This is a genomic window from Pseudomonas sp. B20 (assembly GCF_020515755.1).
Lineage (GTDB): Bacteria > Pseudomonadota > Gammaproteobacteria > Pseudomonadales > Pseudomonadaceae > Aquipseudomonas > Aquipseudomonas syringae.
Map to the genome: position 1 here is coordinate 39,859 of NZ_JAHPJG010000013.1, position 21,813 is coordinate 61,671.

General features: G+C 60.9%; 22 protein-coding genes. 9 read left to right on the forward strand and 13 right to left on the reverse strand.

Annotated elements, in window-relative coordinates:
- Positions 1-98: 98 nt before the first annotated feature.
- The 4 genes from LIX91_RS13970 to LIX91_RS13985 form a co-directional block, all read right to left on the reverse strand.
- Positions 99-2,405: a TonB-dependent receptor gene (locus LIX91_RS13970; RefSeq protein ID WP_226488642.1), complete on the reverse strand. Its 2,307-nt coding sequence runs from the start codon at positions 2,403-2,405 to the stop codon at positions 99-101.
- Positions 2,406-2,477: 72 nt separating this feature from the next.
- The gene (locus LIX91_RS13975) at positions 2,478-2,882 is read right to left on the reverse strand and encodes an ExbD/TolR family protein (RefSeq protein WP_226488643.1); all 405 of its coding nucleotides are present in this window, start codon (positions 2,880-2,882) and stop codon (positions 2,478-2,480) included.
- 1 nt (position 2,883) lies between these two features.
- Positions 2,884-3,576: a MotA/TolQ/ExbB proton channel family protein gene (locus LIX91_RS13980; protein WP_003419567.1), complete on the reverse strand. Its 693-nt coding sequence runs from the start codon at positions 3,574-3,576 to the stop codon at positions 2,884-2,886.
- Positions 3,577-3,586: 10 nt separating this feature from the next.
- A complete protein-coding gene (locus LIX91_RS13985; RefSeq protein WP_100073341.1) occupies positions 3,587-4,399 on the reverse strand; it encodes an energy transducer TonB in 813 nt (270 codons plus the stop codon).
- Positions 4,400-4,719: 320 nt separating this feature from the next.
- On the opposite strand from LIX91_RS13985, the gene LIX91_RS13990 reads away from it, so the two are divergent.
- Complete coding sequence (locus tag LIX91_RS13990; protein WP_100073340.1) at positions 4,720-5,568, forward strand: ureidoglycolate lyase; 849 nt, start codon at positions 4,720-4,722, stop codon at positions 5,566-5,568.
- Positions 5,569-5,616: 48 nt separating this feature from the next.
- Here the strand turns inward: LIX91_RS13990 and LIX91_RS13995 are convergent, their stop codons facing one another.
- Entirely contained in the window at positions 5,617-6,435 is an 819-nt protein-coding gene (locus tag LIX91_RS13995; protein WP_103364752.1) for an alpha/beta fold hydrolase, read from the reverse strand.
- A 291-nt stretch (positions 6,436-6,726) separates the two neighbouring features.
- Here LIX91_RS13995 and LIX91_RS14000 point away from each other — a divergent pair, with 291 nt between their 5' ends.
- The 3 genes from LIX91_RS14000 to LIX91_RS14010 all read left to right on the forward strand — a co-directional run bounded on the left by LIX91_RS14000 (position 6,727) and on the right by LIX91_RS14010 (position 11,005).
- Positions 6,727-9,045 (forward strand): mechanosensitive ion channel family protein, encoded by a 2,319-nt coding sequence (locus LIX91_RS14000; RefSeq protein ID WP_226488644.1) that lies wholly within the window; start codon positions 6,727-6,729, stop codon positions 9,043-9,045.
- A 153-nt stretch (positions 9,046-9,198) separates the two neighbouring features.
- Entirely contained in the window at positions 9,199-10,083 is an 885-nt protein-coding gene (locus tag LIX91_RS14005) for a sugar nucleotide-binding protein (RefSeq protein ID WP_003426665.1), read from the forward strand.
- On the forward strand, positions 10,076-11,005 hold the full coding sequence (locus LIX91_RS14010) for an NAD-dependent epimerase/dehydratase family protein (RefSeq protein ID WP_226488645.1): 930 nt from the start codon (positions 10,076-10,078) through the stop codon (positions 11,003-11,005). The genes LIX91_RS14005 and LIX91_RS14010 overlap by 8 nt, the downstream gene beginning before the upstream one ends.
- Positions 11,006-11,915: 910 nt before the next feature.
- Here the strand turns inward: LIX91_RS14010 and LIX91_RS14015 are convergent.
- The 5 genes from LIX91_RS14015 to LIX91_RS14035 all read right to left on the reverse strand — a co-directional run bounded on the left by LIX91_RS14015 (position 11,916) and on the right by LIX91_RS14035 (position 15,873).
- Positions 11,916-12,602 carry an OmpW/AlkL family protein gene (locus LIX91_RS14015; protein ID WP_226488646.1) on the reverse strand — a complete coding sequence of 229 codons (687 nt, stop codon included), beginning with the start codon at positions 12,600-12,602 and terminating at the stop codon, positions 11,916-11,918.
- A gap of 103 nt (positions 12,603-12,705) precedes the next feature.
- Positions 12,706-13,230: a DUF3299 domain-containing protein gene (locus LIX91_RS14020; protein ID WP_004412093.1), complete on the reverse strand. Its 525-nt coding sequence runs from the start codon at positions 13,228-13,230 to the stop codon at positions 12,706-12,708.
- Between the two features lie 8 nt (positions 13,231-13,238).
- A complete protein-coding gene (locus LIX91_RS14025) occupies positions 13,239-14,504 on the reverse strand; it encodes an ABC transporter permease (protein ID WP_003317058.1) in 1,266 nt (421 codons plus the stop codon).
- A 1-nt stretch (position 14,505) separates the two neighbouring features.
- Positions 14,506-15,216 carry an ABC transporter ATP-binding protein gene (locus tag LIX91_RS14030; protein ID WP_103696514.1) on the reverse strand — a complete coding sequence of 237 codons (711 nt, stop codon included), beginning with the start codon at positions 15,214-15,216 and terminating at the stop codon, positions 14,506-14,508.
- 69 nt (positions 15,217-15,285) lie between these two features.
- Positions 15,286-15,873 (reverse strand): DUF2796 domain-containing protein, encoded by a 588-nt coding sequence (locus tag LIX91_RS14035; RefSeq protein WP_003419556.1) that lies wholly within the window; start codon positions 15,871-15,873, stop codon positions 15,286-15,288.
- Between the two features lie 300 nt (positions 15,874-16,173).
- Here LIX91_RS14035 and LIX91_RS14040 point away from each other — a divergent pair, with 300 nt between their 5' ends.
- Both LIX91_RS14040 and LIX91_RS14045 read left to right on the forward strand, forming a co-directional pair.
- On the forward strand, positions 16,174-16,596 hold the full coding sequence (locus LIX91_RS14040; RefSeq protein ID WP_103696515.1) for a nuclear transport factor 2 family protein: 423 nt from the start codon (positions 16,174-16,176) through the stop codon (positions 16,594-16,596).
- 61 nt (positions 16,597-16,657) lie between these two features.
- Complete coding sequence (locus LIX91_RS14045; RefSeq protein ID WP_100073338.1) at positions 16,658-17,011, forward strand: hypothetical protein; 354 nt, start codon at positions 16,658-16,660, stop codon at positions 17,009-17,011.
- A 54-nt stretch (positions 17,012-17,065) separates the two neighbouring features.
- Here the strand turns inward: LIX91_RS14045 and trxA are convergent, their stop codons facing one another.
- The 3 genes from trxA to LIX91_RS14060 all read right to left on the reverse strand — a co-directional run bounded on the left by trxA (position 17,066) and on the right by LIX91_RS14060 (position 19,307).
- Positions 17,066-17,938, reverse strand: a complete 873-nt coding sequence (trxA, locus tag LIX91_RS14050; protein WP_003349508.1) for a thioredoxin — start codon at positions 17,936-17,938, stop codon at positions 17,066-17,068.
- A 269-nt stretch (positions 17,939-18,207) separates the two neighbouring features.
- Complete coding sequence (locus tag LIX91_RS14055) at positions 18,208-18,861, reverse strand: class I SAM-dependent methyltransferase (protein ID WP_226488647.1); 654 nt, start codon at positions 18,859-18,861, stop codon at positions 18,208-18,210.
- Positions 18,858-19,307 carry a lipoprotein gene (locus LIX91_RS14060; protein ID WP_003419544.1) on the reverse strand — a complete coding sequence of 150 codons (450 nt, stop codon included), beginning with the start codon at positions 19,305-19,307 and terminating at the stop codon, positions 18,858-18,860. The genes LIX91_RS14055 and LIX91_RS14060 overlap by 4 nt, the downstream gene beginning before the upstream one ends.
- A gap of 176 nt (positions 19,308-19,483) precedes the next feature.
- On the opposite strand from LIX91_RS14060, the gene nrdR reads away from it, so the two are divergent.
- The 3 genes from nrdR to LIX91_RS14075 are packed head-to-tail and all read left to right on the forward strand — an operon-like array spanning position 19,484 to position 21,800.
- Complete coding sequence (nrdR, locus tag LIX91_RS14065; protein ID WP_003317051.1) at positions 19,484-19,948, forward strand: transcriptional regulator NrdR; 465 nt, start codon at positions 19,484-19,486, stop codon at positions 19,946-19,948.
- A gap of 41 nt (positions 19,949-19,989) precedes the next feature.
- Positions 19,990-21,090 carry a bifunctional diaminohydroxyphosphoribosylaminopyrimidine deaminase/5-amino-6-(5-phosphoribosylamino)uracil reductase RibD gene (gene ribD, locus LIX91_RS14070; RefSeq protein ID WP_162234446.1) on the forward strand — a complete coding sequence of 367 codons (1,101 nt, stop codon included), beginning with the start codon at positions 19,990-19,992 and terminating at the stop codon, positions 21,088-21,090.
- Positions 21,091-21,137: 47 nt separating this feature from the next.
- A complete protein-coding gene (locus LIX91_RS14075) occupies positions 21,138-21,800 on the forward strand; it encodes a riboflavin synthase (RefSeq protein ID WP_100073335.1) in 663 nt (220 codons plus the stop codon).
- Positions 21,801-21,813: the final 13 nt, after the last annotated feature.

The window sequence follows — 21,813 nt, forward strand, 5'->3', positions numbered from 1 at the left end:
ACTCCCGCAGGATCTTGTCTCCAGCAGCAAACCGCGCAGCGTCATTCAATGCAAGTGGCGGGTGGGGCGATCCTTCGCCCGTCCTCATTCAGCAACGATCAGAGTTTCACGCCGAGTGTTACAAACGCGCTGCGCGGTGTGCCCACTTGAAGAATCTGCAAGTTGCCCGCTGGGTCGGTGGCTGCGCTGGCGTCGGTGTTGAGGGTGGAGATGTAGCGTTTGTCGAACAGGTTGACCATGTTCAGCGACAGTGTGGTGTCCTTGAGGGCGCCGAGTTTGCCGAAGTCATAGCCGAGGTTGGCGTTTGCCAGCCAGTAGCCGCTGACACTGGAGTCATTGGTGTAGGTGTAATAGCGCTTGCTGATGTAGCTGCCTTGCAAGCCGGCGTTCCAGTGTTCCCAATTCCAGTCCAGGTTGCTCGAATACATCAGTTTCGGTGTATCGACGACGGTCTTGCCTTTTACATGAACGGTGTTGCCGCCGCTGGCGTAGTCATCGTCGTAAGTGCTGTGGTTATAGGACATGGAGTTGGACCAGCGCCAGTTCTCATTGGGCGTCAGGCCGAACGACAGCTCCAGGCCTCGGCTGGTGACCGAGCCGACGTTGGCGACGCCGTTCTGGCAGATGACGATGCCGGTGCAGTTGGTGATGGCGACCAGGCGGTTATCGAATTTGGTGTTGTAGATCGCCGCCGAGGCCGAATACAGTTTGGTGCTGCGGCGCACGCCCAATTCGACGGTTTTCGAGGTTTCCGGCTTCAGGTCCTTGAAGCCGTTCTGCGCATCGACGGCGCTCTGCGTCGTGAAGAACGCGCTGTAACCGCCACTCGGGAATGCGGCCATGTTTTCCGAGTAAGAGGTGAAGACTTCGTCGTCTTCGTCGAGTTTGTAGGTTGCGCCTACTTGCGGCAGAAACCTGTCCCGCGCTTGCAGCGAACCACTGGCATAACCGCCACCTTTGCCCTCGGCTGTCGAGGTCGTCACGGTATTTTTCGCGCCGAACTCAAGTTTGAGGCGGTCATCGAGCAGGGTGTAGGTGTCGCGCAGGTAGAACTGCCGGGTCAGGTCGTTGTAACTCTGATCCAGCACGGTGGCCGCCAGGGGCAGGCCATCGGTTTTGACGATGTGGTTCTGCGGCGTCGCATTGGTGGTATCGAACAGGTAACGCGAGATGTCGTTCTTGTTGGACTGAATCCAGAACCCGCCCTGAATTTCATGCTGGCCGAGGTAGTAGGTCAGCGAGCTCTGGAAGCCGGTTCGATCGATGCCGTATTTTGTGCTGCGAATCGAATTGCTCGGCACTGTCGTCGAGCCGCTGGTGTAGACGAACGGGTAATACGAATTGCCCCGGCCCGAGTCATGGTGGTGATAGACGGTCGCGTCCAGAACCAGATCATCGGTCAGCGAGAAGTTGCCGTTGAGGATGTCCAGTTCGTCGTCGCGCAGGCTGCTGGCGTTGTAGGTCGCATCGTTCGCGCTGGTGACCCCGCCGCTATAAATGCCGTTGGCTGCATTGACTGCGCGGGTCCAGTCCGGCGTGTAGTAGCTCCAGTTGTAGCCCAGACGCTGGATGATGCTCTTCGACAGGTTCGGCAGGTTGGCTTCGTCATGGGACGAGGTGCTGTGGAAGAAGCTCACCCGATTGTCGCCGAAGTTGTAGTTGACCTTGGCGTTCACCGCGTCAGACTTTTGCGGGTTGTTGTGGCCTTTCCAGGCGTCGGCGTCGTACTTCTCGCCCGACACGTAGGCTGAAAGTCCGTTGTATTCGCCGGTGTCGACCCGCATGAAAGTGCGTGAGGTGTCGTAGCTGCCCAGGGTTTGCGACAGACGCGCGCCGAACTCTTTATCAGGGTTGGAACTGGTGAACTGGATGGTGCCGCCCAGATCACTGTTCGATGCCGTGCCCAGTGAGCCGATGCCGGGTGCCACTTCGCTGGAGGCGATGTTTTCCGCGATGATCGCGCGGGTGATGCTCAGCCCGTTGAAGTTGCCGAAGCTCATGTTGCCGAGGGTGACGCCGTCCAGCGTGTAGCCCAGGTGGTGCATATCAAAGCCGCGCAGGCTGATGCGCTGGCTGCCTTCCTCACGGCCCAGCGGATCACCGGACTGGAAGTTGACCCCCGGCAGGCGTTGCAGAACCTTCATCGGGCTGGTGCCTGCCGAGTAAGCCTTCACATCCTTTTGCGTCACGCGCTGCACCTGGCGCGTCTCGCCCTGACCAATCACCGACACCGTGCCCAGCGTCATGGCGGCGCTGTTGTCGCTGGCGGGCGCCGTTGCCGAGGTGGGCACCTCGTCATCGGCCTGAATGAACGGGCTGATCAGGCACAGTGAGTTCAATGAAACCAGCAGCGCGAGGCGCGTTACCGGGAATCGAGGGGCACGCGGTATCGATCGATTGTTCATGGAAAGGTTTTCCTGGGGGCGTCAGGGCGCCGCGCTTGCGGCAGGTCATGTGGTTAACGACAGGTTCTTGTTTCAGGGGCTTTCGGTAATCACCGACAGGCGACTGATGCCGGCTTTCTGCACATCGGCCAGTACCTGCGCCACGCGGCCGTAACCCGTCGCCTGATCGGCGCGCAGGCTGACGGCGACGTCCGGGTCTTTGCTGTGCAGGGTTTGCAGCGCCTCCGGGAGTCGCTCCAGCTCTACAGCTTCGCTGTCGATGAACACGCCGCCGCTGGCGTCGACACTCACCACCACCGGGTCGGCCTGATCCAGTGAGGTGGTGGCGACGGTCTGCGGCAGGTCCAGCGGTATGGCGTTATTGAGCAGCGGCGCGGTGACGATGAAGGTCACCAGCAATACCAGCATCACATCCACCAACGGCGTGATGTTGATGTCGCTGATTGCATCGTCATCGTTGGACGTGGAGAAGGACATGTCAGCTCACTCCTTTCAGGCTCGGGGCCGTCTTGTCGCGGTGGTCGGGTTGCAGCCGGAAGGCGTTGCGTTGCGAGAGGTTGAGGAAATCCACGGCGAACTCCTCAAGGTCCGCGATCACCAGCTTCAGACGCCGCCCGAAAAAGTTGTAAGCCAGCACCGCAGGCACCGCGACGGCGATGCCTACGCCGGTCGCTACCAGCGCTTCGCCAATCGGCCCGGCGACCACCGCAATGCTCGCCGACCTGGCCTCGCTGATCGCAGTGAGTGCATGAATGATCCCGAACACCGTACCGAACAGGCCGATGAAGGGCGCGGTGCTGCCGATCGATGCCAGCAGGATCATGCCGCTCTCCAGGCGACGACGTTCCTTGTGGATCTGTTGACGCAGGCTGCGCTCGAGCAAGTCCTGGCGGTTCCAGCTGTGGCCCAGGTCCGGCGAGTCGTGGGGCGCGGCGAGGGCCTGCGCGCCGGCATCGGTCAGGCGTGCCAGGCTGCCTTCACTGTTCGGCAGGTGCAGCGCATTTTTCAGGTCGCGGGCGGCCCAGAATTGCGTGGCGTAGCGTCGGTTCTGCCGGGTCAGTCGCCAGTGCTGAAAGGTCTTGCCGAGCAACAGCGCCCAGGTCACCAGCGAGAAAATCACCAGCAGGGCCATTGAGGATTGGGTAATGAGTACGGAATAAGCAGTGTTCATGACGTGAGCCTCAGGGTGCGAGTTTGAAAGCCATGGGGACGTTGACCCAGCCTTCTACCGGGGTGTCGCCGCGTTTGGCGGGAATAAAGGTCCATTGCCGGACAGCTGCCTGTGCGGCTTCGTCCAGCGCCGGGACGCCGCTGCTTTGCAGCACTTGCACCTGGTCGGTACGTCCGTTGGGCAGCACATGCACGCGCAGCATCGTCGTGCCTTCCTGATGGCGGCGCGCGGCGGCCGGCGGGTAGACCGGCGGCGGATTGTTCAGGTAACCGGCCCGGCCTATCGGCGCGGTGGTGGTCTGTGGTGCCGCTGGTGCAGGTCTTGGCGCTGGCGCTGCAGCAGGCGCCGGTGTGGGCGCCGCGACGGAAGGCGCCGGCGCAACAGGTCTGGCGACAGGTTTGCTCGGTGCGGTTCTGGGCTGCGCCTTGGGCTTGGGTAGCTCGGCAGGTTTGGGCTCAGGTGGCGCAGGTTTGGGGGCTGGCGCAGGCGGCTCCGGTGCTGGCTGAGGCGTTGGCTCTGGCGGTGTCGGTTGGGCTACCGGCGGCGCAACGGGCGGCGGCACCCACTGCACGGTGATCGGCATCGGCGGGGTCGGCTCGGGCGCTTGCGGGTGATCGGCCATCAGCCACGCGGCCAGCGCGGCATGCAACCCGATCGCCAGTGCAATCGCCAATGCGGCGTGCGGCCATATGCGTGGTGCGTTGTCGCTGTGCTGCTGGACCGCAAGCGACGACGGGGCAACGTTGCAGTTACCCACAGGCTGATGGGGCCAGTGGCGTAGCTGGCGCGGCGGTAAGCGGCGGGACAGTATCAGCGTTGACATGAGTTCAGCTCACCCGTGAAAGAATACGAGCCCGTCGTGTTGGCGAAAGGCTCGTTTCAACTGGAGCTGATATTAATACTCGTTGTGTGTATTAATTATGACCGCCGCCGTGTGATCGTGGTTTTCTGTTGTTAAACGTGAACCCGGCTTGCCGCGCAACTGTTCGTAAATTTCATTAGGCGAGGCATCGGCTGCAATGCTATCTGTCCAGACGTGCCATGTTCGTACCTACACGAAAACGTATTGCCGCGCAGGCTGGGCAACGGGGCGTCACCCTCTTGATCCGCGGTTCAAACCTTGGACAGAAACGGGAGAACTCGATGAAATTGCTACGTTACGGTGAAAAAGGCTTGGAGAAACCCGGGCTGCTGGATGCCAACAACCAGATCCGCGACCTGTCTGCGCACATCAGGGATATCGCGGGCGAGGCACTGAGCCCGGCCAGTCTGGCGAGCCTGGCGGCAATTGATCCTGCCAGCCTGCCGCTGGTTCCGGGCCAACCACGCATCGGAGCGTGTGTCGGGCAGGTCGGCAAGTTCATCTGCATAGGCTTGAACTACGCTGACCACGCGGCCGAGTCGCAGATGGAAGTGCCGAAGGAACCGATCATCTTCAACAAGTGGACCAGTGCTATTTGCGGCCCCAACGATGATGTCCAGATCCCCCGTGGTTCGCTCAAGACTGACTGGGAGGTCGAGCTGGGCGTGATCATCGGCAAGGGCGGACGTTACATCGACGAAGCCGATGCCATGGAGCACGTGGCCGGGTATTGCGTGATCAACGATGTGTCCGAGCGCGAATGGCAGCTCGAGCGCGGCGGGACCTGGGACAAGGGTAAAGGCTTCGATACCTTCGGCCCGTTAGGTCCATGGCTGGTGACCCGCGACGAAGTTGCCGATCCTCACTCGCTCGACCTGTGGCTGGAAGTGGACGGCCACCGCTATCAGAATGGCAATACGCGCACGATGATCTTCAGCGTGCCGCAACTGATCGCCTACCTGAGCCGTTGCATGAGCCTGCAACCAGGCGATGTCATCTCGACGGGGACGCCACCGGGTGTGGGGCAGGGCGTGAAGCCGCAACCTGTCTTCTTGCGTGCAGGGCAACGCATACGTCTGGGGATCGCGGGGCTGGGCGAGCAGAATCAGTTGACCGTTCCGGCCGACTGACCCGCTACCAGCAGGGGGCCGGCAATCGGCTCCCTGTCACACGAACCATCAGCCCTGCACAAACGCCAGCAGGTCTTTGTTGAGCGTCTCTGCATGGGTCACTGCAAACCCGTGCGGCGCGCCTGGATACACCTTAAGTTCGGCCCCCTTGATCATCGCGGCAGCCCGTTTGCCCGAGGCTTCAAACGGCACTACCTGATCGTCGTCACCATGAATCACCAGGGTCGGCACATCGATTTTTGCCATGTCCGGGCGGAAGTCGGTTGCGGAGAACGCCGTCACGCAATCCAGTGTGCCCTTGAGCGAGGCGAGCAGGGCGATGTTCAGCGTCTGCGTCTGTACGCCTTCGGAGACTTTCTGGCCGTGGTTGATGCCGTAGAACGTGCTGGCGAAGTCGCTGATGAACTGAGCACGGTCCTTGAGCAGGCCTGCCGTGATGCCATCGAATACGGACTGTTCGACGCCTTCCGGGTTGTCAGCGGTCTTGAGGAAGAACGGTGTGACCGAGCCCAGCAAGGCCAGTTTGGCCACCCGCTCGCTGCCATATTTGGCGATATAGCGCGTGACATCACCGCCGCCCATGGAGAAGCCCACCAGTGTCACGTCGCGCAGATCGAGGTGTTCGATCAGCTCGGCGATGTCGTCAGCGAAGGTGTCATAGTCATAGCCGGTCCACGGCTGGCCGGAACGACCGAAACCGCGGCGGTCGAAGGCGATGGTGCGATAGCCCCGGCTGCTCAGGTATTCCATCTGGTATTCCCACATGTCCGCATCCAGCGGCCAGCCGTGGCTGAACAGGACCGGTTTGCCCGTGCCCCAATCCTTGTAATAGATCTCGGTGCCATCTTTGGTGTTGAACGTGCTCATGCAGATTCCTCTTGATGTCAGGTTCTCGATGTCAGGTTGATCGGGAGAACGCCGTGCTGCGCAGGCGGGTGAACGCCTTCAGCAGCTCCCGATAATTCCGGCACTGGGGGTTTTGCATAGTTCAGTCGATAAGACTGAGCGTACTGCCCAACCGCGGGTTTCTGAAACATTGCCTCATCGTATTTCCCTGCCGAAACCGAACTTGCCGCGCATACGGGAATCAGTTCATTGGGGTCGAGGCTTGCCTTGCCCTGTCCATGGTTTGACTTGCCCATTGAAGGAGAGAACTGCGTGGCGTCTCAGCTGAAAATCTTGATCCTTTCGGGTCTGCTGTTATTCGCAGGCAGTTTCAATCTCCAGGCGGCCGATGTACCTGCATTACCGATGGGCGCCGCGGTGCCGGCAGACGACAAGGCCGCTGAAAAGGCTGACCCCAAAGCCGACCCCAAGGCCGCTGACAAACCCGCCGCGAAAGCGGATGACAAGGCGGCGGACAAGGACAAGGCCGATGCGAAACCCGCCGATGGCGCAGAGCCTGCGGCCGAGGCCCCAGAGTTGTTGGTGCAGGGCGGGTTGCTCGGTGCCATCAGTACCAGCATCGATGACGTCCAGGAAAAGCTCAATCTGGATGACAACCTGTTCGACGCCTGGCAACTGCGCGCCGATCGCGCCGCCGACGAGCTGGAAAAGCTGGTCAACAAACGCACCACACGCTCCCCATGGAGTGTCGCCGGGGACTTCCTCGCCCTGTCTTTTGTCTGGATCGCATCGTTTGCGGTTCTGACCACGCTGGGTCGTTTTCTGGCCGTACGCTTGTGCCGCACACCGTTCATGCGGGTGCGCGCGCGCAGTCAGGCGCTGCTCAAGTACGTGTTGCCATTTACCCTGCCAGCCATCGTCTGCCTGCCGTTGACCCTTTACGTCAGCCACTTCATGCCGTCTTCGGTAGGCCGTGCGCTGGCGCTGTGTTTCGCGTATGCAACCAGCAGCGGCATCGTCTCGACTTCGGTGCTGCTCTGCGTGATCGTGATGTTCAACTTCGGCCACAAGCGTGCCGGCGTGCGCATGATCCGCCGCTACGCGCCGAGGCCTCTATTCGTGGTCGGCTTCCTGGCGGCGCTGAGTGACGCGCTGACCAGTCCGCAGATCGCCCGCCAGCTGGGCAGTAACGTCACCACCAGTGTTGCGGTGTTTACCGGGCTGTTTGCCTCGGTGGTGTTCTGCATGCTGATCATCAAGGTGCGTCGCCCGGTGGCCCACCTGATCCGTAACCGCTCATTGAGCAGTCGTCTGCAGCGGCCCGCGCTGCAACAGTCGTTGAAAATATTCTCCAAACTGTGGCACCTGCCGATCCTGTTGATGATTCTGGTCTCGGCGATCAACCTCATCGGAGCCGGTGAGGACAGTCAGCAAGCGCTGCGGTGTGCGTTGTTCACCACCATTCTGCTGATTGCCACGGTGTTCCTCAGCACCGTGTTCCAGCACCTGTTCAAACCGACCGAGACCCTGGGCCGCGGCGGGCATGTGTACAAGGCGCGTCTGTTGAGCCTGGTGTACGCGGTGTTGCGTATCGCACTGGCTATCGGGTTCATCGAGATACTGGGGCGGATCTGGGGCTTCTCGATGTTCGAGTTTGCCCAACGCAATACCTTGGGCCGGGTGATCAGTGATTCGCTGAGCAGCATCGGTCTGATCTTCGTCGTCACCTGGCTGTTGTGGGTAGTGCTCGACACCGCCATTCAGGAAGCCCTGAAACCGCCGGTCAATCATCGCAGCGGACGCCAGCCGAGTACTCGGATCAAAACCATTCTGCCGCTGCTGCGCAACGCGGTGAAAATCATTCTGGTGGTGATTTGCGCGATCACCACCATGGCCAACCTGGGCATCAACGTGGCACCGCTGCTGGCGGGTGCCGGGGTGGTCGGTCTGGCCATCGGTTTCGGTTCGCAGCAACTGGTGCAGGACGTGATCACCGGCCTGTTCATCATCATCGAGGACACCTTTTCGGTGGGCGACTGGGTGGTGCTCAGTACCGGGCATTCCGGGTCGGTGGAAAGCCTGACCATTCGTACCGTGCGCCTGCGTGACGGCAAGGGGTTCGTCCACTCGGTGCCGTTCGGGCAGATCAAGGCCGTCACCAACCAGTCGCGGCAATTCGCGTACGCGTTCTTCTCGGTGCAGTTCACCTATGACTCGGACATCGATGACGCGCTGGCGCTGATCCGCGAGACCGGCCAGTCGATCAGCGAAGACATCCTGCTCAAGCACAACCTGCAGGGGCCGCTGGAGGTCTTCGGCGTCGACCGCATGGACCTCAACGGCGTGGTGCTGACCGCGCAATTTCGTACCTCTTCGGGCGGTCAGTACGCGGTGGGGCGCGCGTTCAACGAGCGTCTCAAGCGTCTTGTGGACAAGAACCCGAACGTGCGTTTTGCGCAGACTTATCCACAGATGGTCATGGGGCCGGGCTTCAATAACCCGCAGGCTGGCGTCGAAGCCGAAGGGCCACCCGCGCCCTCGGACCCTGCCATGGCGACACCTTCTGCGCCTGCGCCCGCGCCGCTCAGTCTGTCCAAAGGCAACAGCACGCCCGGCCCGGCAGCTCAGTAACTCAACCGACACGCGGGGACGCTGAAACGCTTTGTCCCGGCGTCATTAACCCGCCAGGCTGCGCAACTGTTGGGGGTTGGCAGGCAACGTGTTATGTTTGCAGGCGTTTTTCAATTGTTCGTTTGATTACCTGATACCGAGCCTGCTGACTCTATGCGAATGCGCCTTATGCTGTTGGGCGGCGGGAATGCCCTCGGGCAGGCGCTGATTCGTCTGGGTGCCGAGGAAGACATTGGTTTCCTCGCACCACGTCCACCGCAAGACGGCTGGGACGTGGCGAGCCTCACGCAACTGCTTGATGACACCCGTCCCGATGCCCTGATCAACCTTGCTTACTACTTCGACTGGTTTCAGGCGGAGACCGTGAGTGAAGCGCGCCTGACCCATCAGGAGCGCTCTGTCGAGCGTCTTGCCGAACTGTGTCAGCACCACAACATCACGCTGGTTCAGCCGTCCAGCTATCGTGTGTTCGATGGCTCCCGCGCGACGGCCTACAGCGAAAAAGACGAGCCTGTACCTCTGGGCCTGCGCGGCCAGGCCCTGTGGCGTATCGAGCAGAGCGTTCGTGCGACCTGCCCACAACATGTGCTGGTGCGTTTCGGCTGGTTGCTGGATGACAGCACCGATGGTGTGCTGGGCCGCTTTCTCTCGCGTGCCAAGGAACCCGGAGAGCTGCTGCTCGCCGACGATCGCCGCGGCAACCCGACGCCGGTCGATGATGCGGCACGGGTGATCATTTCGGTCATCAAGCAACTCGACTGCGAAGCGCCGCTGTGGGGCACTTACCACTACGCCGGACACGAGGCGACCACGCCACTGGCGCTGGGGCAGGCAGTGCTCACCGAAGCGCGTCTGCTGCACGCGCTGGCCATCGAATCGCCCACTGCGCAGGCTCATGCCGCGCGTCCCGATGCAGCCGAAGAACCGCAGCACGCGGTACTGGCCTGCAAGAAAATTCTCCACACTTTCGGCATTAAGCCCCGCGCCTGGCGGGCCGGCCTGCCAAGCCTGCTGGATCGGTATTATCGACATGTCTGACGCTCCTGTTCTGATCACTGGAGGTGCGGGTTTCATTGGCTCGCACCTGACCGACGCATTGCTTGCCAGCGGGCAGGCCGTGCGTATCCTCGACAACCTCTCGGCAGGCAAGCGCAGCAACCTGCCGCTCGATAACCCGCGGGTCGAACTGATCGAAGGGGACGTGGCCGATGCCGACCTGGTCAAGCGCGCGGCGCAGGGCTGCAAGGCCGTCGTGCACCTGGCGGCAGTGGCCTCGGTGCAAGCGTCGGTCGATGACCCGGTGCGTACTCACCAGAGCAACTTCATCGGCACGTTGAATGTCTGCGAGGCCATGCGCGAAGCGGGCGTCAAACGGGTGATCTTCGCTTCCAGCGCGGCGGTGTACGGCAACAACGGTGAGGGCGAAGCGATCACCGAGGACACCACCAAAGCACCGCTGACCCCTTATGCCTCGGACAAGCTGGCCAGCGAGCATTACCTGGATTTCTACCGTCGCCAGCATGGCCTGGAACCGGTGATCTTCCGCTTCTTCAACATTTTCGGGCCACGCCAGGACCCATCGTCGCCTTACTCGGGCGTGATCAGCATCTTTGCCGAGCGCATCCGCAAAGGCCTGCCGATCAGCGTGTTTGGCGATGGCGAGCAGACGCGGGATTTCTACTACGTCGGGGATCTGCTCAAGCTGCTGCTGCAGGCCTTGTCACGGGAAAGCGCTATCGAAGGCGCGATCAACGTCGGCCTGAACAAGACCACGTCGCTCAACGAACTGCTGGCTGCGCTTTCGCAGGTCGTCGGCAAGCAGCCGGAAGTCAGCTACCAGGCGCCGCGCTCGGGCGACATCAAACACTCCCGCGCCAGCAACCAGCGCCTGCTGGAACACTTCACCCTCGATGAGCCAACGCCACTGGTGCGCGGGCTTGAGTTGTTGATGGGGCAGTGAGCCCTACATCGAATGTAACTGCCTATTCGCGAACAAGTTCGCTCCTACAAAGGCCTGTGAGCACCTGTAGGAGCGAACTTGTTCGCGAAGCCGATATTACAGGCGCAGAAAGTGCATCGAATGTAACTGCCTATTCGCGAACAAGTTCGCTCCTACAAAAGCCTGTGAGCACCTGTAGGAGCGAACTTGTTCGCGAAGCCGATATTACAGGCGCAGAAAGTGCATCGAGTGTAACTGCCTATTCGCGAACAAGTTGCTCCTACAAAAGCCTGTGAGCACCTGTAGGAGCGAACTTGTTCGCGAAGCCGATATTACAGGCGCAGAAAGTGCATCGAATGTAACTGCCTATTCGCGAACAAGTTCGCTCCTACAAAAGCCTATGAGCACCTGTAGGAACGAACTTGTTCGCGAAGCCGATATTGCAGGCGCAGAAAGTGCATCGAATGTAACTGCCTATTCGCGAACAAGTTCGCTCCTACAAAAGCCTGTGAGCACCTGTAGGAGCGAACTTGTTCGCGAAACCGATATTGCAGACGCAGAAATTACACCGAATGTAACTGCCTATTCGCGAACAAGTTGCTCCTACAAAAGCCTGTGAGCACCTGTAGGAGCGAACTTGTTCGCGAAACCGATATTGCAGACGCAGAAAGTGCATCGAATGTAACTGCCTATTCGCGAACAAGTTCGCTCCTACAAAAGCCTGTGAGCACCTGTAGGAGCGAACTTGTTCGCGAAGCCGATATTGCAGGCGCAGAAAGTGCATCGAATGTAACTGCCTTCGGACCAGCCCGCTCCTGCAAAAAACGCGGCATTACTTCGTCATGGAGTTGGTACGAGATCATCAGGTCTACAAAACACAAAGGCACCCGCTGAGGGTGCCTTTGTGTTTGTGGCGCTTGAGACGTTCAGGTCAGAACTTGTAACCCACGCCCACCATGTACACCCACGGGTCGATGTCCACGTCGACCTTGGTCTTGCCGACGGCCAGGGCTGACGGGCCGTCCACGGTTGCTTTGGTGTCGATGTCGACGTACCAGACCGAGGCGTTGAGCAGTACGTTGTCGGTGATCATGTAATCCATGCCCAACTGTCCGGCCAGGCCGACCGAGTCCTTGAGCTTGAGGTTGCTGAAACCCTGATCCTTGCGGTTGCCGGTCAGGTCGGTATCGAAGAACGTGGTGTAGTTGATGCCCACGCCAGCGTACGGCTGGAATCTCGACGACGGTTCCATCGGGTAGTACTGCAACGACAGCGTCGGCGGCAGTTGTTTGATATCGGCCAGCTTGCCATCCAGGCCAGGCCCGAGGCCTTTGACCGACACGGTGTGGCTGAACGGCGTAGCGGCCAGCAGCTCGATGCCGACGTGCTGGCTCAGCATGTAGGCGAAGGTCAGGCCCAGCTGGTTTTCGCCGTCGACAGTCGCTTTGGTGCCGGAAACCTTGGCACCGTCGAGGCGCACTTCGCCGCTGTCTTCATTGGGCTGGACGTGTGCGACACCGGCGCGAACGATGAAGTCGCCAGGCTGGTAGGCGTGTGCCGCGACCGGGGCGGTGAGGGCAAGCGCGACAAGGGACGCGCGTAGCAGATGCTTGTGCATGGAGGCTCCAGAGATCAGTCAAAATTTATGGGCGTAATGTTAAAGCGCTGTCGAGCGGCGACTTTGACTCAGCTCAATGAAATCGCTGGGAACCTCGTGATCCTTATGAATCCGGCAACTCGTAGACAAGAATCTTGTCTGCCTGCATCTGATAACCCGCTTCTGCCAGTTCGCTGGAAGACGACTTGGCCTGCATCGGTCCTTCGATCCAGTACGGCTGATACAGCTCATCGACCTTCACACCCAGCTCGCTCGTGACATGCACGATCTGGTTCGCCGGTGGCGGCGGCACATGGATGCAGGCGCCGAAATACGGCACCAGCAGAAACTCCGTCACCCGGCCTTCCTCACTGACCTCAAGCGGCACGATGTAGCCCGGTAAACGCACCAGTTTGCCATCCAGTGCCTTGACCACCGGCGCATGCGGCGCCAGTTGGTGGGCCGCAGGCGCTGCCTCCATGGCCAGTGCATCGGACAGCTTGGACATATCGTGCAGCGGAGCTGTTACCGGCTTCACCACAGGTGCATCGGGTGGAATCATGTCATTCCAGGTCAGCTCACGCGGCTCGGCGGCCCACACTTGAGTGGTAACCGAGAACAGCAGAGTGAGTAGCATGCGCCGCATCATGAAGGTCCTCATAAACGAATCGACAGTCCATCGGCCAGTGACTGCCTGTAGGCTCGCCAGGCTGGCACGGTTCCCATCAACAGCGCGCAGCCGAGAATGGCACCGAGTAATGTCCATTCATATTGGCCAGGTGGCATAGACGACAGGTACAGACCGTAATTGTCGAGCACGTAGTCGCGGGCCACGAAGATGCCGATATAGAGCAGCGCAAGGCCGCTGATGACACCCGCCAGCGCCAGGGCGAAGGCTTCGAGTATAAGCAGACTTGCGATATGCCAGGGGCGCGCGCCGACCGAGCGCAGGATGGCCATTTCCCTGCGCCGTTCATTGAGGCTGGTGAGAATTGCAGTCAGCATGCCGATCAGTCCGGTCAGCACCACGAACAGCGAAATAACGAACAGCGCTTTTTCCGCCGTGCCCATCAGGCTCCACAGCTCCTGCAGTGCCACGCCGGGCAGAATCGCCAGCATGGGCTCGCCACGGTATTCGTTGATCTCGCGTTGCAGGCTGAAGGTGGAAATCTTGCTGTTCAAGCCCAGCATGAAGGCAGTGATCGCCGTCGGCGTCAGGTCCATATTGCGCGCCTGATCGGCTGAGATGCGCTCGTTGCCGCGTGCCGGAGCGCCGTTGTGCCAGTCGATATGAATGGCTTCCATGCCGCCCAGGCTGATATGCAGCGTGCGGTCCACCGGCGTGCCGGTCGGCTTGAGGATGCCGACCACTGTGAACGGTTTGTCGTCATGCTTGACCAGGCTGATCGCGGCGACACCGTGCGCCAGTACCAGCTTGTCGCCCAGCTTGTAATGCAGCGCCTTGGCGACCTCCGAACCCAGCACCACTTCAAAGGGATCGGTCTTGAACTCGCGTCCTTCGGCCATTTCCAGGTGCTGTTGGCGACCGAACTGATAATGCTCGAAATACGCTTCATTGGTGCCCATCACCCGGTAGCCGCGATGGGAGTCGCCCAGCGAAACCGGGATCGCCCACTTGACCTGCTTGCTGTTGGCGAAGTGCTCGAAGCTGTCCCAGCGAATGTTGTTGGTGGCATTGCCGATGCGGAACACCGAGTACAGCAACAGGTTGATCGAGCCGGAGCGCGCACCGACGATCAGGTCGGTGCCGCTGATGGTGCTGGCGAAGCTGGAGCGCGCTTCGGTGCGCACCCGCTCGACGGCCAGCAACAGGCAAACCGACAGCGCAATGGCGAAGGCAGTGAGAAACGCGGTGAAACGGCGGTTGGCCAGGCTGGCCATGGCCAGACGAAACAGATACATCTCAAATCTCCACGGCAACGGCGGCGCGATTCAGGTCGCTCAGCGACAGATTGCGATCAAACAGCGGTGCCAGGCTCTGGTCATGACTGACAAACAGCAGGCTGGCCCCGGCCTCGCGGCACTCGGCGAACAACAGACGAATGAACGCCTCGCGCGAGTCCGCGTCCAGCGCAGACGTTGGCTCGTCGGCAATCACCAGCTCCGGTTGACCGATCAGCGCCCGGGCGGCAGCGACTCGCTGTTGCTGGCCGATGGACAGCGAGTCGGCGCGGCGTGTCAGCATCGCCGGGTCTTTCAAACCCAGGTGGGCGAGCAGGGTGGTGGTGGCTTTCTCGACGCTGCCATGGCGTTGCCTGGCACGCTCGGCGCGGACCTTTGAAAAGTGACAGGGCAGTTCGATGTTTTCCCGCACCGACAAAAACGGCAGCAGGTTGAACTGCTGGAAGATGTAGCCAGTGTGATCGACGCGAAAGCGATCACGCGCGGCCGAAGAGAGGGCCGACAGGTCCTGGTTCAACAGGCGAATGCTGCCGCTGCCCGGTTTTTGTACACCGCCCAGCAGGCCCAGCAGCGTGGTTTTACCGCTGCCACTCGGGCCTTTGAGGAACAGGGTTTCGCCGCTTTGCAGGCGGAACTCGGGGATGTCCAGCAGTTGCGGATGGCCGGGCCAGTTGAAGCGCAGGTCCGACAGTTCGATCAGTGCTTGGGTCATGGGCTGACTCACGCTCGGTTGGAAATTAAAAGACCGGGCCAGGCCCGGTCGTTGTACTGCAGGGTGCGATCAGAATTTCAGCGTCGGGTTGGCTGCGATCACTTCTGCGCCTGACTGGCCGCCTGGCGAAATCAGTTGTACCTGAAGCTTCTTGGTGTCGGGAAAGGTTGTGAAGATTTGCGACAGGTCGAGCTTCTTCAGAATGGCCGGTGCGTCACAGACGAACTTGTAATGACCGTGAATTTCGCTGTGCTCATGATGATCGGCGTCGCCGCCCTTGGCGTGTTCATCATGATCGTCATCCTTGTCACCAAACAACGGGCTTTCCAGCTTTACCGAAGTGGCCGAGCAATTGGCGGCATCGGCGATGCTGAACAACGCGTTGGGCTTGAGCAGCAATTCGCGCGCCTTGGCGACTTTGGCCTTGTCTTCATCCGAGGTCGCAACGTGTTCGAAACCGACGATGTTCATGGCCGGGCTATCGAATTCGAATTCCAGCGTCTTGCCTTCCAGCACCACATCCAGACGTCCTACGCCATGCTCGTGCGCGCCCAGGCTGCCATGTTCATCGCCATGATCGTGGTCGTGTTCTTCAGCCGCGTGCGCAGCAACGAGTGGTAACAGGGCGAAAGGCAGGGCGAGTAGCAGACGGCGCATAGCGGGCTCCAGAACAATAATCGAAAAAACCGTTATGTGATCTTATAACAAGTGACGGCCTGCGTGGACGTGTTTTTATCCAGACGCCGGGTGACCGGGCTTTAGCAAAGCGCTATTGACGGTATTGTCGGGCATACCCGGTCCGGTGCTTATGCCTAAGTAGTCTCACACTTCGCGTCATCAAGTCCTACTCTGGAAGATGAAAATCGCTACACCTGCGCCGGATGCGCAGGAAGGTTTTCATCGCCAGTAAGGGCCTGCGCTCGACCTGGGCCGAGTGCGACATCAGGGAAGATACTCATGAACAAGCTCCATTCGAACAGAGAAGTCCTGCGTGCTGTGTACAAGGAGATGACACGCATCACCGAATTCGCCGACGCTGACATCGTGCTGCACAAGGCGGATCAAGGCGCTGGCGGTGGCTTGTCCATAGCCATCGGCAGGGAGGCAGTGCTTTCCCACCAGATCAATCTGATCAGGCGTACCCATCAGACCCTGTACATGGATGTCCACGACATCATCGCCAACGATCACTTCGGCTCGGTGTTGGGCGAGATGCGCGCCAGTTGCGAGGGCCGGAAAATCATCATGCCGTTTTGCGACCTGTGGCGGTTTCGCGATGGCCGAATTATCGAGTACTGGGAAAACGTCTACGACGTGCGGGCGCTTGGCAATTTCATCAACGGCAAGGAACCGGTCCTCAACCAGTGGCGTTACGGTTGATCATGGGAATGCGCGCCCGCCTGTGGGAGCATGTACGCCTGACTGTCAGCAGGTGCACATCATGTTGCGTATTCGTGGAACCGTAGGCCAGTGGCCGGTGGATTTGACCCTTGAACTGGACGAAGGAGACTGGGCGCAACTCGGCGCGCAGCTCAAGGGCGTGGCCCCGGAGGCGCCAGCCGCCGTGGCCGAGAACACGCCGCTCAACCAGGACGACAGGCTCTGGCAAGTCGCTCAGGAATTGCTGCACAAGGCCGGGCAGATGAGTGGACCGGATCTGTTGGGGCAACTGGAAGGGTTGGCGGGCAGTACCGCTGCGGGCAAGCATCTGCTGGTGCGCTTGCGTCACTCGGCGAACGTGAAAGTCGAGAGCGGCGGAGATGCGCCGCTGTACAGCTGGGTCGAAGCGACGTGACCTGACCGCGCTGAGCAACAACAGGCACCCGAGCGGTGCCTGTTGCTTTGTACATTAGTACAGCGCGGCAAACAGCTTGCGACGGTACGCTGTTACCAGCGGATGATCATTGCCCAGCAGGTCGAATACTTGCAGCAGGGTCTTGTGCGGCAGACCCTCGGCGTAATTGCGATTGCGGATGAACAGCTTGAGCAGGCCCTCGAGCGCAGCTTCGTACTGTTGACGCGATAACTGCTGAATCGCCAGTTGCAGTGCTGCTTCATCGTCCTGCGGGTTTTGCGCAAGACGGCTTTTCAGTTCGGCAGCGTCCGGCAGGGTCGCGGCTTGCGCGAGGAACGTCAGTTGGGCCTTGGCACCGGCCAGTTCGGCCTTGTGTGCATCACCGGTGACCGCATCCAGCACGGCCTTGGCCTCGCTCAGTTCGCCCCGTTCGGCCAGGCAGCGTGCATACAGAATCAGCGCCGCGCCATTGGTGTTGTCTTCGCCCAGCAGCACCTTGAGCTGTGCTTCGGCTTCGGCAAAACGACTTTCGGCAAACAACGCCTGTGCCTGCTTGAGCGGATCGGCGGCCGGAGGCGGCGGCATGACCACGTGCTGGTCGAGGATCTTGCGGATTTCCGACTCGGGCTGGGCACCGGCAAAGCCATCTACCGGCTGGCCGTCCTTGAACAACACCACGGTCGGCAGGCTGCGAATGCCGAAGCGCGCCACGATGTCCTGCTCGATGTCGCAATTGACCTTGGCCAGCAGCAGCTCGCCCTGATAACTCTCGGTGATTTGCTGCAGCAGGGGCATCAAGACCTTGCAGGGCGCACACCACTCGGCCCAGAAATCCACCAGCACCGGCTGGTCGAAGGACTTGTCGATCACCAGTTGATCGAAGTTCGCGGCGGTTGCGTCGAAAATGTAAGCAGTTTCCTGGCTCATTGCACGTCTCGAAGAATCTGAATGCTGCCAACTATAAAGCCCGCAGGGCAATGCTGAAAGCGGTGTCGTCTATTGGACATGATCGTGCCCACACTCATTGCTATTGATGCTGGCCGAAGGCCGTGGGAGCGAACCGGGCGACGCTTCGCTTGTTCGCGAAAGGGGTGGAAAGCTCTCTGGAAATTTATCGTTTGAACGACCGTCTTCGCGAACAAGTTCGCTCCTACAAAAGCCGTTTAGCTGAGCAATCCCGGACTGTTATTTAGCGCTCACCGCGCCGCGTGATAGAGGCTCACGTCGCGAAATTCGTGCGGCTCGGCCAGGTCCGGCAGGGTGTGCGCATGCAGCATCGTCAGACGCTGGTAGGCAGCGTGCGTGAAGTCGCGCACGCGGGAATCGGCCACCAGTGCCTCACGGCCTCGGGAGAGGAACTGGTCCAGCAACGGCAGGTTGGCACGGTCGTAGAGCACGTCGGCGACCAGGATCAGATCGAAGCGGTCTGCTTCGGCAAAGAAATCCGTCGAGTAGCGCAATGGCACCTGATTGAGTTCGGCATTGGCCCGGCAGGCAGCGAGCGCCAGTGGGTCGAGATCACAGGCCACGACCTCAAGCGCCCCGGCCTTGAGCGCGGCAATGCCCGCCACACCCGAGCCCGCGCCAAAGTCCAGTACCCGTTTGCCAGCCACCCAGTGCGGGTTTTCAGCCAGAAAACGTGCCAGAGCCAGGCCGCTGGCCCAGCAAAAGCACCAGTACGGTGGGTCTTCCAGAATGCGCCGCGTTTCATCCGGGCTGAAGGCGCGGTCCATGTTGGCATCGTCGATCAGCCACAGCTTCAGCGCTGTGCCCGGCAGCGCAGTAATTGCTATCCGGGCGTCGCCAAGCAGCTCGCTTAGCGCGTGTTGCAGGTGTTGCGGAGCGATCATGGCGCCTTGACGAACTGCAACTGCCCCAGGGCCTGAGTCACCGGCTGATCGATACGCATCGACGGCAGGTGCAGGATCAACTGCCCGGATTTACTGGCGCGGCCACGCAATTCGACACGTCCGCCGACCGGAAAGGCTTCCGGGTTGAAGCGCAACTGGAACGGCAATGATTGACCGTTGCCCTTGAGCAGGGTGTTGGTCAGCAGCTTCTGCGGACGTCCGCGTTCGTCGATGACCAGCATTGCCAACTCGACCTCGGCGCCAGCCGGCACGCCCAGCAATTGCCCGCTGAGTTCACGTTGGTACGGTTGCAGTGGCCCCGGCCCGGCAGGCAGCTTGATCGAAGGCGCGACTGGCGGCGGTGCAGCGGGTTTCGGCGCGTCATTGCTGCTGCACGCGGCCAGCAAGCCGATGAAGCAGAGTAGAAAAGCGGGGCGTAACGTCATCAAGAGCTCCACAAGGCAAAATTCGAAAGGCTGGGTGACGCCAAGCGTGCAGTATTACCGAGCCCGGACAATTTCACACCGCTTTAATGCGCGTCTATATACCGTAAACCCTCAGCCTTGTCTTGCCGGCAGGATGCGCTAACATGGCGCTCCCCATTCTTTCGTTGCCAGCCACCATGCACTGTCCCTTCTGCGGTGCCAATGACACCAAAGTCATCGACTCCCGCCTCGTCGCCGAAGGCGAGCAAGTACGCCGCCGACGCGAGTGCCTGGCCTGCGGCGAGCGCTTCACCACGTTCGAAACTGCCGAGCTGGTCTTGCCGCGTCTGATCAAACAGGACGGCAGCCGCCAGCCTTTCGATGAAGAAAAACTGCGCGCCGGTATGCAGCGCGCGCTTGAAAAGCGTCCGGTGAGTGTCGAACGCCTGGAAGCGGCCCTGGTTCACATCAAACACAAGCTGCGCGCGACCGGCGAACGCGAAGTCAAATCGCTGGTAGTGGGTGAGCTGGTCATGACCGAGCTGCAGAAGCTCGACGAAGTGGCCTACATCCGTTTCGCTTCCGTGTACCGGCGCTTTCAGGACCTCAACGAATTCCGTGAAGAAATCGACCGTCTGGCCCGCGAGCCGGGCAAGGAATAAATGCATTGCTGACTGAACAGGCGGCTCTCGACGTTCATTACATGGCGCGAGCACTCGAGCTGGCGCGCAAGGGGCTCTACTCCACGCATCCCAACCCGCGAGTCGGCTGCGTGATCGTGCGTGAAGGCCGGATCGTTGGCGAAGGCTGGCATGCGCGCGCCGGTGAGCCGCATGCCGAAGTGCACGCCTTGCGCCAGGCTGGCGAGCTGGCCAGAGGCGCGACCGCCTACGTCACCCTCGAACCGTGCAGTCACCAGGGACGCACACCGCCCTGCGCCGATGCACTGATCGAAGCCGGGGTGACGCGGGTGGTCGCGGCGATGCAGGACCCCAATCCCGACGTCTCCGGCCGTGGCCTGTTGCGCCTTATGAACGCTGGCATTGGCGTTCAATGTGGCGTGCTGGAAAGCGAAGCGCGCGCGCTGAACAAAGGCTTTCTCAAGCGCATGGAGACCGGCCTGCCTTACGTGCGGGTCAAAATGGCCATGAGCCTGGATGGCCGCACAGCGATGGCCAGCGGTGAAAGCCAGTGGATCACCGGCCCCGAGGCGCGTTCTGCCGTGCAGCGCCTGCGCGCTCAGTCGAGCGTGGTGCTCAGCGGCGCCGACACGGTGCTGGCCGACAAGGCTCGTCTCACCGTGCGCCCTGATGAATTGGGGCTCGATGCCGAACTGACCGCGCTGGCCGCTGCACGCGCGCCGTTGCGCGTGTTGATCGACGGCCGTTTGCGTGTGCCGCTCGATGCACCGTTTTTCCAGGCAGGCAGTGCGCTGGTCGTGACCTGCGCCGCTGCGTCGGCGCGAGGTCGTTATCAGGAAGAGGGCCACGAAATGCTCGCCTTGGCCGACAGCGCCGGTCATGTGGACCTGCGCCGGTTGATGGGCGAGCTGGCCGCGCGTGGCGTCAATGAAGTACTGGTCGAGGCCGGTCCGCGACTGGCGGGGGCTTTTGCCCGGCTCGGGCTGGTCGACGAGTTTCAGCTCTTCATTGCCGGCAAGTTTCTCGGCTCATCGGCCCGTCCGCTGCTCGATCTGCCCCTGGCGCAGATGAGCGAGGCACTTGAGCTGAACATTGTGGAAATGCGTGCTGTCGGTAATGACTGGCGAGTCATCGCTCTCCCTGTGCGCACACCCGGCGTATAATTCCCGGCTTTCGCCTAGCGCGCAGCCCTTGTTCTCCCGGAGGACCCATGTTTACCGGCATTATCGAATCCATTGGCAGCATCCGCGCCCTGACTCCCAAAGGCGGCGACGTCCGCGTTTATGTGGAAACCGGCAAGCTTGACCTGGCCGACGTCAAACTCGGCGACAGCATTGCCGTGAATGGCGTATGCCTGACCGCCGTCGAATTGCCCGGTGATGGCTTCTGGGCTGACGTCAGCCGCGAGACCCTGACCGTCACCGCCTTTGTCGACCTGAAGACCGGCAGCCGGGTCAACCTGGAAAAGGCCCTGACCCCGACTACACGTCTGGGCGGCCATCTGGTGAGTGGCCATGTCGACGGCGTCGGCGAAATCGTCGCCCGTGCCGATAACGCCCGCGCCATTCAGTTCACGGTGCGTGCGCCACGTGAGCTGGCCAAATACATCGCCCACAAAGGCTCGATCACGGTCGACGGCACCAGCCTGACCGTCAACTCGGTCAACGGCGCGGAGTTCGAACTGACCATCGTGCCTCATACCTGGAGCGAGACGATCATGGCCGACTACCAGCCCGGCCGTAAGGTCAACCTGGAGGTCGACCTGCTGGCGCGTTATCTGGAGCGCCTGCTGCTGGGTGACAAGGCCGCCGAGCCGGGCCACGGCACGATCACCGAAAGCTTTCTGGCCGAGAACGGCTACCTCAAATCCTGAATTGATTGAAGGG

Coding starts and splice junctions, on each gene's coding strand:
- nrdR (WP_003317051.1), top strand. CDS start 19,484: ATGCACTGTCCCTTCTGCGGTGCCAATGACACCAAAGTCATCGACTCC.
- LIX91_RS13980 (WP_003419567.1), bottom strand. CDS start 3,576: ATGAACACTGCTTATTCCGTACTCATTACCCAATCCTCAATGGCCCTG.
- ribD (WP_162234446.1), top strand. CDS start 19,990: ATGGCGCGAGCACTCGAGCTGGCGCGCAAGGGGCTCTACTCCACGCAT.
- LIX91_RS14005 (WP_003426665.1), top strand. CDS start 9,199: ATGCGAATGCGCCTTATGCTGTTGGGCGGCGGGAATGCCCTCGGGCAG.
- LIX91_RS13985 (WP_100073341.1), bottom strand. CDS start 4,399: ATGTCAACGCTGATACTGTCCCGCCGCTTACCGCCGCGCCAGCTACGC.
- LIX91_RS14010 (WP_226488645.1), top strand. CDS start 10,076: ATGTCTGACGCTCCTGTTCTGATCACTGGAGGTGCGGGTTTCATTGGC.
- LIX91_RS13990 (WP_100073340.1), top strand. CDS start 4,720: ATGAAATTGCTACGTTACGGTGAAAAAGGCTTGGAGAAACCCGGGCTG.
- LIX91_RS14060 (WP_003419544.1), bottom strand. CDS start 19,307: ATGACGTTACGCCCCGCTTTTCTACTCTGCTTCATCGGCTTGCTGGCC.
- LIX91_RS13995 (WP_103364752.1), bottom strand. CDS start 6,435: ATGAGCACGTTCAACACCAAAGATGGCACCGAGATCTATTACAAGGAT.
- LIX91_RS14025 (WP_003317058.1), bottom strand. CDS start 14,504: ATGTATCTGTTTCGTCTGGCCATGGCCAGCCTGGCCAACCGCCGTTTC.
- LIX91_RS13975 (WP_226488643.1), bottom strand. CDS start 2,882: ATGTCCTTCTCCACGTCCAACGATGACGATGCAATCAGCGACATCAAC.
- LIX91_RS14035 (WP_003419556.1), bottom strand. CDS start 15,873: ATGCGCCGTCTGCTACTCGCCCTGCCTTTCGCCCTGTTACCACTCGTT.
- LIX91_RS14020 (WP_004412093.1), bottom strand. CDS start 13,230: ATGATGCGGCGCATGCTACTCACTCTGCTGTTCTCGGTTACCACTCAA.
- LIX91_RS14075 (WP_100073335.1), top strand. CDS start 21,138: ATGTTTACCGGCATTATCGAATCCATTGGCAGCATCCGCGCCCTGACT.
- LIX91_RS14015 (WP_226488646.1), bottom strand. CDS start 12,602: ATGCACAAGCATCTGCTACGCGCGTCCCTTGTCGCGCTTGCCCTCACC.
- LIX91_RS14030 (WP_103696514.1), bottom strand. CDS start 15,216: ATGACCCAAGCACTGATCGAACTGTCGGACCTGCGCTTCAACTGGCCC.
- LIX91_RS13970 (WP_226488642.1), bottom strand. CDS start 2,405: ATGAACAATCGATCGATACCGCGTGCCCCTCGATTCCCGGTAACGCGC.
- LIX91_RS14040 (WP_103696515.1), top strand. CDS start 16,174: ATGAACAAGCTCCATTCGAACAGAGAAGTCCTGCGTGCTGTGTACAAG.
- trxA (WP_003349508.1), bottom strand. CDS start 17,938: ATGAGCCAGGAAACTGCTTACATTTTCGACGCAACCGCCGCGAACTTC.
- LIX91_RS14045 (WP_100073338.1), top strand. CDS start 16,658: ATGTTGCGTATTCGTGGAACCGTAGGCCAGTGGCCGGTGGATTTGACC.
- LIX91_RS14055 (WP_226488647.1), bottom strand. CDS start 18,861: ATGATCGCTCCGCAACACCTGCAACACGCGCTAAGCGAGCTGCTTGGC.